The 14,313-nt window shown below is 68.7% G+C and carries 13 protein-coding genes and 1 pseudogene; 7 read left to right on the top strand and 7 right to left on the bottom strand.

What is annotated here, in order from left to right; all coding sequences use genetic code 11:
• Window positions 1-16 precede the first annotated feature (16 nt).
• From IFJ75_RS07895 to IFJ75_RS07880, 4 genes are read right to left on the bottom strand one after another with little or no spacing between them, the layout of a single operon-like run.
• Window positions 17-442, bottom strand: coding sequence for a VOC family protein (locus IFJ75_RS07895; protein ID WP_207932038.1), 426 nt, complete (start codon window positions 440-442; stop codon window positions 17-19).
• Between the two features lie 23 nt (window positions 443-465).
• Window positions 466-948 (bottom strand): SRPBCC family protein, encoded by a 483-nt coding sequence (locus IFJ75_RS07890; RefSeq protein ID WP_207932037.1) that lies wholly within the window; start codon window positions 946-948, stop codon window positions 466-468.
• 10 nt (window positions 949-958) lie between these two features.
• Window positions 959-1,477 carry an SRPBCC family protein gene (locus tag IFJ75_RS07885; protein WP_207932036.1) on the bottom strand — a complete coding sequence of 173 codons (519 nt, stop codon included), beginning with the start codon at window positions 1,475-1,477 and terminating at the stop codon, window positions 959-961.
• Window positions 1,461-1,814 carry an ArsR/SmtB family transcription factor gene (locus IFJ75_RS07880; protein ID WP_207932035.1) on the bottom strand — a complete coding sequence of 118 codons (354 nt, stop codon included), beginning with the start codon at window positions 1,812-1,814 and terminating at the stop codon, window positions 1,461-1,463. Before IFJ75_RS07880 ends, IFJ75_RS07885 begins: the two co-directional genes overlap by 17 nt.
• A gap of 132 nt (window positions 1,815-1,946) precedes the next feature.
• Between IFJ75_RS07880 and IFJ75_RS07875 the strand changes: the two genes are divergently transcribed.
• The 3 genes from IFJ75_RS07875 (at window position 1,947) to recO (ending at window position 3,982) form a co-directional block, all read left to right on the top strand.
• Window positions 1,947-2,558 carry a flavodoxin family protein gene (locus IFJ75_RS07875; RefSeq protein ID WP_207932034.1) on the top strand — a complete coding sequence of 204 codons (612 nt, stop codon included), beginning with the start codon at window positions 1,947-1,949 and terminating at the stop codon, window positions 2,556-2,558.
• A gap of 210 nt (window positions 2,559-2,768) precedes the next feature.
• A complete protein-coding gene (locus IFJ75_RS07870) occupies window positions 2,769-3,251 on the top strand; it encodes a nuclear transport factor 2 family protein (RefSeq protein ID WP_207932033.1) in 483 nt (160 codons plus the stop codon).
• Window positions 3,251-3,982 (top strand): DNA repair protein RecO, encoded by a 732-nt coding sequence (gene recO / locus IFJ75_RS07865; RefSeq protein ID WP_207932032.1) that lies wholly within the window; start codon window positions 3,251-3,253, stop codon window positions 3,980-3,982. The genes IFJ75_RS07870 and recO overlap by 1 nt, the downstream gene beginning before the upstream one ends.
• A gap of 13 nt (window positions 3,983-3,995) precedes the next feature.
• Here the strand turns inward: recO and IFJ75_RS07860 are convergent, their stop codons facing one another.
• On the bottom strand, window positions 3,996-4,139 hold the full coding sequence (locus tag IFJ75_RS07860; RefSeq protein ID WP_207932031.1) for a hypothetical protein: 144 nt from the start codon (window positions 4,137-4,139) through the stop codon (window positions 3,996-3,998).
• 231 nt (window positions 4,140-4,370) lie between these two features.
• Here IFJ75_RS07860 and parC point away from each other — a divergent pair, with 231 nt between their 5' ends.
• A complete protein-coding gene (gene parC / locus IFJ75_RS07855; RefSeq protein ID WP_207932030.1) occupies window positions 4,371-6,578 on the top strand; it encodes a DNA topoisomerase IV subunit A in 2,208 nt (735 codons plus the stop codon).
• Between the two features lie 478 nt (window positions 6,579-7,056).
• Here the strand turns inward: parC and IFJ75_RS07850 are convergent, their stop codons facing one another.
• Window positions 7,057-8,511: a cryptochrome/photolyase family protein gene (locus IFJ75_RS07850; protein WP_207932029.1), complete on the bottom strand. Its 1,455-nt coding sequence runs from the start codon at window positions 8,509-8,511 to the stop codon at window positions 7,057-7,059.
• A 135-nt stretch (window positions 8,512-8,646) separates the two neighbouring features.
• On the opposite strand from IFJ75_RS07850, the pseudogene IFJ75_RS07845 reads away from it, so the two are divergent.
• The 3 genes and pseudogenes from IFJ75_RS07845 to IFJ75_RS07835 all read left to right on the top strand — a co-directional run.
• Window positions 8,647-9,930, top strand: a pseudogene (locus tag IFJ75_RS07845) (PfkB family carbohydrate kinase); the annotation flags it as partial.
• Window positions 9,931-10,111: 181 nt separating this feature from the next.
• A complete protein-coding gene (gene rfaD / locus IFJ75_RS07840) occupies window positions 10,112-11,101 on the top strand; it encodes an ADP-glyceromanno-heptose 6-epimerase (protein ID WP_207932525.1) in 990 nt (329 codons plus the stop codon).
• Window positions 11,102-11,151: 50 nt separating this feature from the next.
• Window positions 11,152-12,207, top strand: coding sequence for a DUF3089 domain-containing protein (locus IFJ75_RS07835; RefSeq protein WP_207932524.1), 1,056 nt, complete (start codon window positions 11,152-11,154; stop codon window positions 12,205-12,207).
• A 9-nt stretch (window positions 12,208-12,216) separates the two neighbouring features.
• Here IFJ75_RS07835 and recG read toward each other — a convergent pair whose 3' ends face one another.
• Complete coding sequence (recG, locus tag IFJ75_RS07830; protein WP_207932028.1) at window positions 12,217-14,298, bottom strand: ATP-dependent DNA helicase RecG; 2,082 nt, start codon at window positions 14,296-14,298, stop codon at window positions 12,217-12,219.
• Window positions 14,299-14,313 lie beyond the last annotated feature (15 nt).

Below are 14,313 nucleotides of genomic sequence, written 5' to 3'. Positions count from 1 at the left end.
CTTTGTTGGGGTTGGATCAGGCGTTCTCGGTCGGCGCGACGACATTGGTCATCCACGGCACCCCGAACCGGTCGGTGAAGCCGCTGAAGCCCGGGGCGCAGTCGTTGACGCCGAAGGGCATCTCGACCTGGCCGCCTTCCGACAGGCCGTCAAAGACGCGCCGCGCCTCCTCGACCGTGTCGAAATGCAGGGTGATATCGAAGCCGTCCTTGGGCTTGTGCATGTCGGGGGCATGGTCCGGATGCATGTCCGAGCCCAGGATGGCCTGGTCCCCGACCTGCAGCCAGCAGTACATCAGCTTGTCCGCCACCTCGGGCGGCCCATCGGGGAAGGCCTCGCCATAGCGGATGGCGGTGGTGATCTCCCCGCCCAGAACCCGGGCGTAGAAGTCGAACGCCTCGCGGCAGGTGCCGGGCAGGCTTACGCTGGTCACGATCTTCATCACGGCGTCTCCGATAAGGAATGTCAGTCGGGGTTGGCGGCGAGCCAGGCCTCCAGCCGGTCGGCGGTCGAGGTCCAGCCATGCTTGTGGCCGGTCAGGCTCTGTTCGGACTTCAGCCCCTCGTGGGTGAAGTCCATGACGGTCCGGCCGTCGGCGGTCTCGTCGAAGTCGATGCTGACCTGGGTGTCGACCGGCGGCCCGTCCTCGTGGCTCTCGTCCCATTTGAAGGTGAAGGCCAGCCGGCGCGGGGCGTCGATCTCGGTATAGATCCCGCTCTGCCAAAGGTCCTCTCCGGTGGCGGGCGAGCGGAGGCAGATGCGCCAGGCGCCGCCGACCCGGAAGTCGCACGTCGCCGACACCGCCGGCCATTCCACCGGCCCCATCCAGAGGACAAGAATCTCCGGGTTGGACCAGGCCCGCCACACCAGATCGCGCGGCGCGTCGAAGGTGCGCTGCATCTTCAGGGTCGGGCGGGTGGCGGGGGCTTCGGCGACGGCGATGGTCATCGGCGTGTCCTCAGAGGGTCTTCACGAGTTCGGCAAGCTGGTCGGCGACCTGGCCCCAGCCGTCTTGGAAGCCCATCTGCTCGTGCTGCTTCATGGTGGCTTCGTTCCAGTGGCTGGCGGTGGCCTTGTATCTGGTCTTGCCGTCGGCCGTGGGCTCCATCTCGATCCGCGCGGTCATGAAGGGTTGGCCGGCGGGCTTCCATTCGGGGGTGAAGGCGTCCGTCGAGATCAGGCGGCGGTTCGGCACGACCTCAAGGAAGATCCCCGAGTTCGGGAACACCTCGCCGTTCGGGCCGTGCATGGTGAAGTTGAAGCGGCCGCCGGCGCGCGGTTCGACGATGGCGTCGGTGATCGTCCAGGGCTTGGGCGCGAACCACTGGGCCAAGATCGCCGGGTCGGTATAGGCCTTGAAGACCTTCTCGGGCGGGGCGTCGATGATCCGTTCCAGCACCAGATCGAAGGCGTGGGCCGCCCCGTCGGTGTCGCACGGATTGTCGTTGGGGTGCTGGGCTTCAGTTTCGTTTGCCATCGTCGTTTCCCTTCTGAATCTTGCGCAGATAGTCGTCCAGCCGGTTGAAACTCTTGTCCCAGTACCGGCGGTAGTGTTCCAGCCATTCGGCGATGCCCTTCATCCCCATCGGCTCCAGCCGGGCAGGGCGCCATTGGGCCTCCCTGCCGCGTGAGATGAGGCCAGCCTTCTCCAGCACCTTCAGATGTTTCGACACCGCCGGCAGGCTCATGTCGAACGGCGCGGCCAGGTCGTTGACGCTGCACTCGCCCTCGGTCAGCCGCGCCAGGATCGCCCGACGGGTCGGGTCGGCCAGGGCCGCGAACTTCGCATCAAGAGGATCGGGAGTGGGCTGCATCGTCCGTCTTCAAATCTAACCTGTCAGTTAAGTACGGTGATCTCTGCGCATTGTCAACCGATCGGTTAAATTAGCGCTGCGGAACGCGAAGCGCCTGAGATTGTTGGTCTTCCCACACCGATGGAGCGACCGATGAAGGCCCTGATCCTCAACTGCACCCTCAAGCCCTCGCCCGAGACTTCCAGCACCGAGGCCCTGGCCAAGGTCGTCATCGCCGAGCTGGAGAAGGGCGGTGCGGAAACCGAGCTGGTCCGTCTGGTCGACCTGAACGTCAAGCCGGGCGTGGAGAGCGACATGGGCGAGGGCGACGACTGGCCCTCGGTCGATGCGAAGCTGAAGGCGGCCGACATCGTCGTCTTCGCCACCCCGACCTGGCTGGGCCAGATGTCCAGCGTCGCCCTGCGCGCGCTGGAGAGGATGGACGCCTGGTTCGCCGAGACCGACGACAGTGGCCGCCCCGTCGCCTTCGGCAAGGTCGCGGGCATCGTCATCACCGGCAATGAGGACGGCGCCCACCACATCGTCGCGACCATCAGCCAGGGCTTGATCGACATGGGCTTCACCATCCCGGCGCAGAGCTGGACCTACTGGCACCTCGGCCCGGGACCCGGCCCCGACTATGTCGAGACAGATCAGGGCCACGACTACTCCGACCGCGTCGGCCGCAACGCCGCCCGCAACCTGATCGCCCTGGCGAAGGTGTTGAAGCCGGAGACCTATCCGGTTCCGGAGAGCGGTGAGTAAGCTCTCCCACATCCGTCATCCTCGGGCTTGTCCCGAGGACCCATGGCGGCTTCGGACAGGACGCCGCCGCTGTGACGCCGCGGCGGACCCGGTCGTGTCCCGCTTGCTGAACGATGGGTCCTCGGGACAAGCCCGAGGATGACGGGGTTAGGCGTTGGCGTCCGCCGACACCCGACGTATGAAGGGGCGTACAAACCGGGAACTGCCGCCATGTCCGTCATCGCCCTCGCGCTCGTCGCTGCGCTCCAGACCGCTCCGGCCGCGACGGAGGAAGCCCGGATCGGGGCCGTGCTCGATCAGTTGAACGTTGCCTCGACCGCCGCCGACACTACGGCCTACTTCAGCCTGTTCACCCCCGACGCCCGCTTCATCGGCACCGACCGGACCGAGCGCTGGTCGATGGCCCAGTTTCGGGCCTTCACCGAGCCCTACTTCGCGCAAGGCAAGGGCTGGACCTACACCCCGTCGGACCGGGTCATCACCGTCGCGGACATCGACTGCCGCTGCGTGGCCTGGTTCGATGAGCAACTGTCCAACGCCTCCTACGGGGCCACGCGCGGCTCGGGCGTGCTGCGGCTGGTGGATGGCCAGTGGAAGATCGAGCAGTACGTGCTCAGCTTCGCCGTCCCGAATGAGGCATCCAAGGCGGTGGTCGCCGCGATCAAGGCGACGCCGGAGCAGCCGGCCCTCTGATGGAGTTCCAGGAAGAGGCCTTCGTCCTGTCGGCGCGGGCGCATGGCGATACTGGGGCCGTCGTCGACCTGCTGACCGAGACCCACGGGCGGCACGCGGCCTATGTTGCGGGCGGTGCGTCGCGCAAGATGAAGCCCTTCCTCCAGCCCGGGTCGCGGGTCATCGCCGACTACCGCGCCCGCACCTCGGACCATCTGGGCTCGGCCCGGCTGGAGGCGGTGGGAGAGGGGGCCTCGGCCCTGTTCGACGACCCCCTGGCCCTGACCGGCCTTGCCGCCGCGACCGCGGTGACGCAAGGAGCCCTGCCCGAGCGTGAGGCCCACCCCGGCGCCTTTCTGGCCTTCGAGGCCCTGATGAGCGCCTTCATGATCCCCGAGGTCTGGCCCGCCATCTTCGTCCGCTTCGAGGCCGGGCTGCTGGAGGATCTCGGCTTCGGCCTCGATCTGTCGCGATGCGCCGCGACAGGGACTGTCGACGACCTGATCTACGTCAGCCCCCGCACCGGCCGCGCCGTCTCCCGCGAGGCCGGCGCCCCTTATGCCGACAAGATGCTGAAGCTGCCGCCCTTTATGCTCGGCGCCCAGGCCGGGCTCGGCGAAGGCGACGTCGGCGCTGGCCTGGACCTGACCGGCCACTTCCTTGAGCAGTTCGTCTTCCACCCCCAGAACAAGCCGCTGCCGGCAGCGCGCGACTGGATGGTGGACAAGTTGAGGGAACAGGGACGGCTCTAGCGCCCGGACCCGACTATCGGAACACCCTCAGGGGCGCCGCGGGGAAGCCGCCGACAGGAGTCGCCAAGCGGTGCTGAAGGTCCTTCAGCGCCGTGCCGATGACCGTCAGGTCAAAGATCTGATGGTCGAAGTCCGGACAGGGGCTCAGGGTCTTCATGGAAGGTCTGCGTCCAATAACGCGGTTCACAGACAGAACGGCTCCCTCAACCACAAGTTCCGCCTGTGCGCTCCGTTTCGACTTTGGCGTTCGGGCGTGACGGGAATGTCGGCTTCCGACGCCACGGAGCGTCTGGATTGCGTGGGCTGTCCCCGGTTCGATCCCCGGTCGATGCGCGTCCGGTTCAATCCCGGCTAGACTTCGCGATCCGCCTGAGTGATTCGATCCCGCATGACCATCCACACGCCTCCGCCCCCAGAGGGCGGCCGTATCATCGACGAGCCCATGGAGACGGCGCTGAGCCGCCGCTACCTGGCCTATGCCCTGTCGACGATCACCAACCGCGCCCTGCCGGACGTGCGCGACGGCTTCAAGCCGGTGCACCGCCGCATCCTCTACGCCATGCACCAGATGCGGCTGAACCCGCAGGCGGCGGCGCGCAAGTGCGCCAAGGTCGTCGGCGAGGTCATGGGCGGCTATCACCCGCACGGCGACGCCTCCATCTATGACGCCCTGGTGCGTCTGGCCCAAGATTTTTCCCAGCGTTATCCGCTGGTTGATGGCCAAGGCAACTTCGGCAACATCGACGGCGATAACGCCGCGGCCATGCGCTACACCGAGTGCAAGCTGACCGCCGCGGCCGTCCTGCTGATGGACGGCATCGACCAGAACGCGGTCGACTTCCGCCCGACCTACGACGACCAGGACGAGGAGCCGACGGTCCTCCCGGCCGGCTTCCCCAACCTGCTGGCCAACGGGTCGTCGGGCATCGCCGTGGGCATGGCGACCTCGATCCCGCCGCACAACGTCGGGGAGCTGATCGACGCCTGCCAGCTGCTGCTGGACCGGCCCGACGTCACCACCGCCGAACTGGCCGAGATCGTGCCGGGGCCGGACTTCCCGACCGGCGGCGTCGCCGTCGAGGGGCACGCCTCGATCCTCGATGCCTATGAGACCGGCCGGGGCGGGGTGCGGCTGCGCGCCCGCTGGGAGACCGAGGACTTGGGCCGCGGCGTCTGGCGGATCATCGTCACCGAGATGCCCTACCAGGTCCAGAAGTCCAAGCTGATCGAGGCCCTGGCCGAGCTGATCGAGCAGAAGAAGGCCCCGCTGCTGGGCGACGTCCGCGACGAGTCGGCCGAGGACATCCGTCTGGTCATCGAGCCCAAGAACCGGACCATCGAGCCCGAGGTCCTGATGGAGAGCCTGTTCAAGCTCTCCGATCTGGAGGTCCGCTTCCCGATCAACATGAACGTCCTGGATGCCACGGGCACGCCCGGCGTCATGGGGCTGAAGGCCTGTCTGCAGGCCTTCCTCGACCACCGCCGCGACGTTCTGGTTCGCCGCGCCCAATGGCGGATCGAGCGGGTCGAGAAGCGACTGCACCTGTTGGAAGGCCTGCGGATCGTCTTCCTGAACCTCGACGAGGTCATCCGCATCGTGCGGGAGGAGGAGCAGCCCAAGGCCGTCCTGATCGCGCGCTTCGGCCTGACCGAGCTGCAGGCCGACTACATCCTCGACACCCGCCTGCGTCAGTTGGCGCGGATCGAGGAGATGGCCATCGAGAACGAGCACAAGGCGCTGGCCGAGGAGCTGGCCATGCTGCAGGCCCTGTCCACCTCGCCGGCCAAGCAGTGGAAGAAGATCGGCCAGGACCTGGCGGCCGTCCGCAAGGTGATGATCTCGCCGCGCCGCACGACTATCGCCGAGGCTGTGGATGCGTCGGCCTTCGTGGCGCCCGAGGCCTATATCCCGCGCGAGGCCATCACCGTCATCCTGTCGGAGCGCGGCTGGATCCGCGCCGCCAAGGGCAAGGTCGAGGACCCGTCGGAGCTCAAGTTCAAGGAGGGCGACGCGCTCGCCTACCTCGTGCCGGCCTTCACCACGGACAAGATCCTGGTCGCCGCCTCGGACGGCCGGGTCTTCACGATCGGGGCCGACAAGCTGGCCGGCGGGCGTGGCCACGGCGAGCCGCTGCGTCTGATGATCGAGCTGGAGGAGAAGGCGGACATCGTCGCCGTCCTGGCCTACCAGCCGGGAGCCAAGCTGCTGGTGGCCTCGAAGGCCGGCTATGGCTTCATCGCGCCCGAGGACGACATGGTCGCCCAGAAGCGGGGCGGCAAGCAGGTGCTGAACGGCGACCTCCTGGCCATCCTGCGTCTCGGAGCGGCCGACCACGTCGCGGTGATCGGCGAGAACCTCAAGACCTTGATTTTCAAGGCGGAAGAGCTGCCCGAGATGGGCCGTGGCAAGGGCGTCAAGCTGCAGTCCTACAAACAGGGCGGGCTGCAGGACATCAGCGCCTTCAACGGCGAGATCGGACCCGAATGGGCCGACGGAGGCGGCCGCCGCCGCAACTGGCCCGACTGGAAGGACTGGCTCGGCAAGCGCGCCGGGGCGGGCCGGATGGGGCCGCGGGGACTGCGGAAGTTCCGGTAACGCCCTGCGGGGTGGGATGAGGCCGTAGTTCCACCCAGTCACGCCCACGCCGTCATCCTCGGGCTCGTCCCGAGGACCCATGGCGGATGCGAGCGGGATCTGAGCCGCTGAGAGGCATTAACTGATCGTCGTCGTCCTGCCATGCCGAACCGTGGGTCCTCGGGACAAGCCCGAGGATGACGGGTTTGGTTTTGCACTCCGGAAAAACGTTGCACTCGAGTGCAATGGCGGATGTTGATCGTGAGGATCGACTTTTAATCTTCTGATTGAAAACCATTTTCTAATTCCAGAAGCAAGGCGCCGGCTTTGCACTCGAGTGCAGGGGCGTGCACTCGGCGTCTCATTGGATGGTGATGTCAAAGACCGGAACCCGCCAGTCTAAGCCCGTTCCGGAGGGCGCCGAGCCGATTGGCGTCGCGGATCGGCAGGGCCTTGATCGGCAAGGGTTTCGTCGGCGAGCTTATGCGAGGTCGGGGCCTCAGTCGTCGTATTTCGAGCGGGCGATGGCCTTGAGGGCTTCCAGAGCGCGGTCGCGGGCCTCGCTGTGGTCGAGGATGGGGTTGGGGTAGTCGGTCCCGAGACGCACCTTCGCCTTGGCAAGCACATCTTCCGGCGCGGTCCAGGGCGCGTGGACCCATTTGGCGGGGAGGGCGGCCAGTTCCGGGACCCAGCGGCGCACATAGTCGCCGTCGGCGTCAAACCTCTGGCCCTGTGCGGTCGGGTTGAAGATGCGGAAGAAGGGGGAGGCGTCGGCGCCCGAGCCCGCGACCCATTGCCAGTTCTGGACATTGTTCGCGAGGTCGGCGTCCACCAGGGTGTCCCAGAACCAGGCCTCGCCCTTGCGCCAGTCGACCAGCAGATCCTTGACCAAAAAGGAGCCGACGATCATTCGCACCCGGTTGTGCATCCAGCCGGTGGTCCACAGCTGCCGCATGCCGGCGTCAACGATCGGATAGCCGGTCTGACCCCTGGTCCAGGCCTTGAAGCCCTTCGTATCGGAGCGCCAGGGGAAGGCATCGTATTCGGGCCGGAACGACCGTTCCGTGATTTGCGGGAAGGCGTGGAGCAGGTGGGCGGAGAATTCGCGCCAGGCGATCTCGGCGACGAACTTGTCCGCTTCGGCCTGAGGCGCGCGTCTGTCGGCAGCGGCCTTCTGTACCGCCTCGACCACCCGCCAGGGATGAATCTCGCCCCAATGCAGATGCGGCGACAGCCGGCTGCCGCCGACCTCCGCCGGATGATCCCGCCCGATGGAATAGGTCTTGAGCGCGTCGCCGGTGAAGGCGTGCAGGGCCTCGGTCGCCGCCGCCTCGCCGGGTGTCCAGTCGAAACGGGTGGACCAGTCGGGCTTCGTCGGCTTCAGGTTCCAGTCGTCAATGTGGTCGCTGTCCAGCCCCTTCACCGGCGTCAGTTCGCGCGGCGCGGTGGTGTGCGGCGGGGCCTCGGCTTTTGCGAGCAGGGCGTTCTTGAAGGGGGTGAAGACCTTGTAGGGCCCGCCGCTTCCCGTCAGCACCGACCCCGGCTTCGCCATTAGTGAGCCGTTGAAGCCCCGGCATTCGACGCCGTCGTCCTTCAGCCCGTGGGCGATGTCGGCGTCGCGGGTCCAGGCCTCGGGCTCGAACAGCCGGTTCATGAAGACGGTATCGGCGCCGGTCTCCGCGATCAGCCGCCTGAGTTCGCTCTCGGCATGACCGCGTTTCAGCAGCAGGGGCGCGCCCCGATCCTTCAGACTGGCGGCCAGGGCGCGCAGCGAGCCGTCCAGCCACCACAGCGAGGCCGCGCCCCAGGGGCGCCCGTCGCCGGCCTCGTCGAGGATGAAGACCGGGATCACCGGCCGCCCCGTCTCGGCCGCCGCGTTCAGCGCCGGATTGTCGGCCAGCCGCAGGTCGCGCCGGAACCAGAGGATGACGGGCGAGGCGTCGGCGTTCGGCAAGTCTGGGCTCCGTGAGGTTTCAGTGTCTTAGGCCCGTGAAGCCCGTCCGGGACAAGTCGCGGCGCGGTCAAAGGTTTCCTCAGGCGCCCGAAACCCCGGATGGCGAAACCGGACTGAATCCGGTAGGTCACCCGGATGGCTGAACACACCCTTGATCTGGGCTCCCTGCAGACCTTGCTCGACCGCGTCGCGGGGCTGAACATCGCCTGTATCGGCGACCTGATGCTGGACCGCTATGTCTATGGCGACGTCACCCGGGTCTCGCCCGAGGCGCCCATTCCCGTGCTCAAGACGAAGCGGACGGTGTCGATGCCGGGCGGCGTCGGCAATGTCGCGCGCAACGTCGCGGCCATGGGCGGGCAGGCGCGTCTGGGCGCCGTCGCCGGGCCCGATGCGGCCGGCGACGAGCTGATCGGCCTGATCGCCGCCGAGGACCGGGTCGCCGACTTCGTGGCCCGCCCGGACGGCGCCGCGACCATCGTCAAGACCCGCTTCGTCTCCGCCGGCCAGCAGCTGCTGCGGCTGGACGAGGAGGAGATCGCCGTCGGCGTCTTCGACCGCGAGGACGTCTTCGCGGGCGCCTCCGCCATCCTGCTGTCCGACTATGACAAGGGCGTCGTCACCGAACGGCTGATCCGCGCCGCCCTGTGGGCCGGGCAGAATGCGGGCGTGCCGGTGATCGTCGATCCGAAGGGCCGCGACTTCGCCCGCTATGGCGCCGTCGACGTGATCAAGCCGAACGCTTCCGAACTGGCCGGCGCCACCGGCCTGGCGGTCGGGACCGACGCCGAGGTCGAGGCGGCCCTGACCCATCTGCTGTCGATCACCACGGCGAAGGCCATCGTCGTGACCCGCGCGGGCAAGGGCATGTCGATCGCCAGGCGGGACGCGCCGATCGTCCATCTGCCGGGCCGGGCGCGCGAGGTGTTCGACGTCTCGGGCGCCGGGGACACCTGTATGGCCTCGCTGGGTCTGGCGCTGGGCGCCGGGGCCTCGCTGGAGCGGGCGGTGGAGTTCGCCATCCTCGCCTCGGGGGTGGTGGTCGGAAAGAGCGGCACCGCCGTGGTCACTCCGGCCGAGCTGATCGAGGCCGAGATGAGCCAGCACGCGGCCTTCGCCCAGGCCAAGGTGACCCCGGTCGAGGAACTGGCCGCGCGGGTCGAGACGTGGCGCCGGCAGGGGCTGCGGATCGGCTTCACCAACGGCTGTTTCGACATCCTGCACCGCGGTCACGTCGCCTATCTGGCCCAGGCGCGCAGCTGGTGCGACCGGCTGGTCGTGGCCCTGAACACCGACGAGTCCGTGCGCCGGCTGAAGGGCGACGGCCGTCCGGTCAACGATCTGGAAAGCCGCGCCGTCGTCATCGGCGGACTGGCCAGCGTCGACGGGGTGACCTCCTTCGACGACCCGACGCCCCTGGCCCTGATCGAGCGCCTGCGTCCGGACGTCCTGATCAAGGGCGCGGACTATACGCGTGAGGGGGTGGTCGGGGGCGATCTGGTCGAGAGCTGGGGGGCGAGGTCAAGCTGGCCCAGTTCCAGGACGGGTACTCCACCACCAAGACCATCGAGAAGCTGTCGGGAGACGCATCATGAGGCGAATGATCGTCGTGACCGGCGGGGCCGGCTTCATAGGCTCCAACATCGTCGCCCGGCTGACGGGCGAGGACCGCTACGACGTCGTCGTCTGCGACCGGATGGAGACGGCCGACCTGGCCAAGTGGAAGAACCTGGCAAAGCACCCGATCGCCGACTTCTGGGAGCCCGAGGACCTGTTCGAACAGCTCGAACGCCATGCGGAAGAGATCGAGGCGGTCGTCCATATGGGCGCCATCTCGGCGACGACCGAACAGGACGCCGACCTGATCATGCGGACCAACTTCATCCTGTCGCGCGATCTGTGGGACTGGTGCTCGCTCCGCGACGCCCGGTTCATCTACGCCTCGTCGGCGGCGACCTACGGTGACGGGGACGGCGGGTTCGAGGACGACGACAGTCTGGAAGGCCTCGGCGCGCTGCGGCCGCTGAACGCCTATGGCTATTCCAAGATGCTGTTCGACCAGTATGCGGCGCGCCAGTCGGACCGCGGCCAGTCGCCGGGCCAGTGGGCGGGGCTGAAGTTCTTCAACGTCTACGGCCCCAACGAAGGCCACAAGGGGACGATGAAGTCGGTGGTGGCCCAGATCTGGCCCAAGGTCGCGGCGGGCGAGACCGTGACCCTGTTCCGCTCGCACAATCCGAACTATCCGGACGGCGGCCAGATGCGGGACTTCGTCTTCGTCGAGGACGTGGTCGACATCATCGCCTGGCTGCTGGACACGCCGCACGTCTCGGGCGTGTTCAACGCGGGATCGGGGCAGGCGCGGTCCTTCCTCGATCTGGCCAACGCCACCTTCGCCGCCGCCGGCAAGACCCCGGCCATCGACTATGTCGATACCCCGGTCTCGATCCGCGACCGCTACCAGTATTTCACCGAGGCCCGGATGGGGCGGATCCGCGCCGCCGGCTATCCCGGCCAGTCGACGCCGCTGGAAGAGGGCGTGCGCCGCTACGTCCAGGACTTCCTGTCCCAGCCGGATCAGTACCGGTGACGCCCCGCCGGCTGACCTTGCGCCAGTGGGTCGGCTGGTTGGGCTTCGCGATGATCTTCATCATCGCGGCGGCGACGGCCGTCTGGCGCGGCGACATCCTCAAGGCCGGGCTCGACCCCCAGGTGCCGTTCCAGACCTATACGCCGCCGCCGGCGCCCGACTACGCCCAGGCGTCGAGTTGGGCCCTGCGCGAGGCGCGGACGCCCGGGTCCGGCGTGGCCGCGGTCTTCTTCATCCACTCCACCACCTATGACGGCGGTCGGAACTGGAACGGGCCGATCGACGACGCCGCCGCCGACGCCTATCTGCGCCGGGTGGTCATTCCCAACTACGCCGGGCCGTTCGAGCGGGCCGGGGCGATCAGCATCCCCCGCTATCGCCAGGCAAGCCTCTATACCCGCCTGACCCTGAGGACCGACGCGCGCGACGCCCGCGCCTTCGCCTATGGCGATGTGGCCGCCGCCTTCGAGGCCTGGCTGGCGCGGCATCCGTCGGGACCGATCGTCCTGGCCGGGGTGGAGCAGGGCGGCGACCTGCTGGACCGGCTGGTGCGGACCCGGATCGCCCCCGATGCGGCCCTGCGCCGCCGTCTGGTCGCGGCCTATGAGATCGACACCCTGGTCGCCGTGGACCAGATGAGCCCCAACGTCCCGCCCTGCGCCTCGCGCGCCCAGACCGGCTGCGTGGTCGGCTGGTCCCAGGTCGGGGAGGGCGACGACGGAGCAGCCGAGCGGCGGCTGCGTCGGGCCCTGGTCTGGAACGCGCGCGGCCGGCTGGTCGATCTGGACGGCCGCAAGACCCTTTGCGTCAACCCGGTCAGCGGGGCGGCCGACGAACAGCCCGTGCCCGCCCGCCGCCACCTGGGCGCCGCCAACGCCACCGGGCTGGAGTGGGGCGTGCGTCCCGCCTTCCTCGACCGGCTGGTCGCCACCCAGTGCCGAGGCGGGGTGCTGCGTCACACCATGCCCGACTCCGAGGCCTTCAAGGAGGTCGGGGACTGGGCGGATCGCAGAAAGGCGCGGCAGTACAATCTGTTCTATGCCGATGTTGAGGCCGATGTTCAGGATCGCCTGAACGCCTGGAAGGCGGCCAACCCGGCCGCCTAGTCCAGCGACCTAGTCCAGTCCCGGCCGGTCGTTGCGCCAGTCGAACAGGGCCTCCAGCGTCTTTACCGCCTCGCCGCGCGGGCTGAGCAAATCCGGGTCGCGGCCGAGGATCAGACGGGCGTCGTCGGCGGCGGCCAGCATCAGGCTGCGGTGGCGGATCGGGTCGGCGAAGCGATAGGCCGGGAAGCCGCTCTGCTTGAGGCCCAAGGGGTCGCCGCCGCCGCGCAGGCGGAAATCCTCCTCGGCGATTTCGAACCCGTCCTCGGTGCGACGCAGGGTCTCCAGCCGTTCCTTCGCCGTCTCGCCCAAGGTGTCGCCGTACAGCAGGATACAGGCGCTGGCCTTGGCGCCGCGCCCGACCCGTCCGCGCAGCTGGTGCAGCTGGGCCAGGCCGAAGCGGTCGGCGTGTTCGATGACCATGATGGAGGCGTTGGGCACATCGACCCCGACCTCGACCACGGTCGTGGCGACCAGAATGGGGATCCGACCGTCGGCGAAGTCGGCCATGACCGCTTCGCGCCGGGCGCCGGGCATCTGGCCGTGGGCGAGACCGACCTCGACCTGGAGGATACGGCGCAAGTCCTCGGCCCGGGCCTCGGCGGCGGCGAGGTCGGTCGCCTCGCTCTCGGCGACCAGAGGGCAGATCCAGTAGGCCTGGGCGCCGCCCTCGATGGCCGCCTTCAGGCGTTTCGCCACCTCGCCGATGCGGGAACCGGGCAGGACGGCGGTGGCGACGGGGGTGCGGCCGGGGGGCTTCTCCATCAGCCGGCTGACCTCCAGCTCGCCGTATTGGGTCAACTCCAAGGTGCGGGGGATCGGCGTCGCCGACATGGTCAGGAGGTGAACACCGCCGACGCGCGGATCGCCCTTGGCCTGAAGCCGCTGGCGTTCATTGACGCCGAAGCGGTGCTGTTCGTCGATGACGGCCAGACCCAGCCGGTCGAAGCGCACCGCGTCCTGGAACAGGGCGTGGGTGCCGATGGCGACCTGGGCCCGGCCGGTGGCCAGGGCGTCGAGACGTTCGCGCCGCTCGGCCGTGGTGTCGCGGCCGGTCAGCAGGACCGAGGCGATGCCCGCGGCCTCCAGCATGGGCGACAGGCGCTGATAGTGCTGGCGGGCCAGGATTTCGGTCGGGGCCATCAGGGCCGCCTGGAAGCCGCTCGAGGCCGCGTCGGCCATGGCGAGGGCCGCCACCGCCGTCTTGCCCGAGCCGACGTCGCCCTGCAGCAACCGCCCCATCTGTTCGCCGCCGGCCAGATCGGCGCGGATCTCGGCGACGGCCTGGCCTTGCGCGCCCGTCAGGGTGAAGGGCAGGGCGGCCATGAGGGCGTCGGAGGCCAGGCCCGGGCGGATGACCGGGGCGGGCGTGATCTGACGCGCGCGGCGGCGGCGGGCGAGGGCCAGCTGGTGGGCGAACAGTTCGTCATAGGCCAGCCGCTGACGGATCGGGGCGTCGGGCTCCAGATCGCGTTCGCCGGTCGGGGCGTGCAGGGCCTCCAGCGCCGGCCGCCAGCCGGGCCAGTTCTGTTTCGACAGCCAGGCCGGGTCCTGCCACTCCGCGAGTTCGGGCGCCGCCGTCAGGGCCTGAAGCGCCAGCTTCCTGACCACCCGCGAGGTCAGGCCCGCCGTGGCTGGATAGACGGGCTCGACCGTCGGGATTTCCTCACCCTTGTCCAGCGGCACGATCCAGTCGGGGTGCAGGATCTGCACCTCGCCGTTGAACCGCTCGACCTTGCCCGAGACCAGCCGCCGCTCGCCGCGCGGCAGCTGGCGGTCGATGTGCTGGGGCGAGCCGCCGAACCAGACAAGGTGGACATAGCCGGTGTCGTCCGAGGCCCGGACCTTGAGCGGCGCTCCCGGCCGCGAGGGCACGAACAGTCGGTCGACGACCACGTCGAACACGCCGACCTCGCCGTCCACGGCCTCGGCGGCATTGGTGCGGCGTCGCGTGATCACGCCCGACGGGCTCAGGAACAGGACGTCCCGGACCAGAGGCCCCGCCAGCTTCTGGATCAGGGGCGCGACCTTGGCCCCCACCCCCTTCAGGCTGGTGGCCTCCGCGAACAGGGGAAAGAGAATCTGCGGCCGCATCGGCGCCAGCATAGG

It is taken from the genome of Brevundimonas goettingensis (assembly GCF_017487405.1).
Classification (GTDB): domain Bacteria; phylum Pseudomonadota; class Alphaproteobacteria; order Caulobacterales; family Caulobacteraceae; genus Brevundimonas; species Brevundimonas goettingensis.
Note: the sequence above shows the minus strand (reverse complement) of the source record. Positions and strands in the feature narration are given on the sequence as shown.

Coding starts and splice junctions, on each gene's coding strand:
- IFJ75_RS07860 (WP_207932031.1), bottom strand. CDS start 4,139: ATGAAGACCCTGAGCCCCTGTCCGGACTTCGACCATCAGATCTTTGAC.
- IFJ75_RS07880 (WP_207932035.1), bottom strand. CDS start 1,814: ATGCAGCCCACTCCCGATCCTCTTGATGCGAAGTTCGCGGCCCTGGCC.
- IFJ75_RS07885 (WP_207932036.1), bottom strand. CDS start 1,477: ATGGCAAACGAAACTGAAGCCCAGCACCCCAACGACAATCCGTGCGAC.
- recG (WP_207932028.1), bottom strand. CDS start 14,298: ATGCGGCCGCAGATTCTCTTTCCCCTGTTCGCGGAGGCCACCAGCCTG.
- IFJ75_RS07835 (WP_207932524.1), top strand. CDS start 11,152: ATGATCTTCATCATCGCGGCGGCGACGGCCGTCTGGCGCGGCGACATC.
- parC (WP_207932030.1), top strand. CDS start 4,371: ATGACCATCCACACGCCTCCGCCCCCAGAGGGCGGCCGTATCATCGAC.
- IFJ75_RS07895 (WP_207932038.1), bottom strand. CDS start 442: ATGAAGATCGTGACCAGCGTAAGCCTGCCCGGCACCTGCCGCGAGGCG.
- IFJ75_RS07875 (WP_207932034.1), top strand. CDS start 1,947: ATGAAGGCCCTGATCCTCAACTGCACCCTCAAGCCCTCGCCCGAGACT.
- rfaD (WP_207932525.1), top strand. CDS start 10,112: ATGATCGTCGTGACCGGCGGGGCCGGCTTCATAGGCTCCAACATCGTC.
- IFJ75_RS07890 (WP_207932037.1), bottom strand. CDS start 948: ATGACCATCGCCGTCGCCGAAGCCCCCGCCACCCGCCCGACCCTGAAG.
- recO (WP_207932032.1), top strand. CDS start 3,251: ATGGAGTTCCAGGAAGAGGCCTTCGTCCTGTCGGCGCGGGCGCATGGC.
- IFJ75_RS07870 (WP_207932033.1), top strand. CDS start 2,769: ATGTCCGTCATCGCCCTCGCGCTCGTCGCTGCGCTCCAGACCGCTCCG.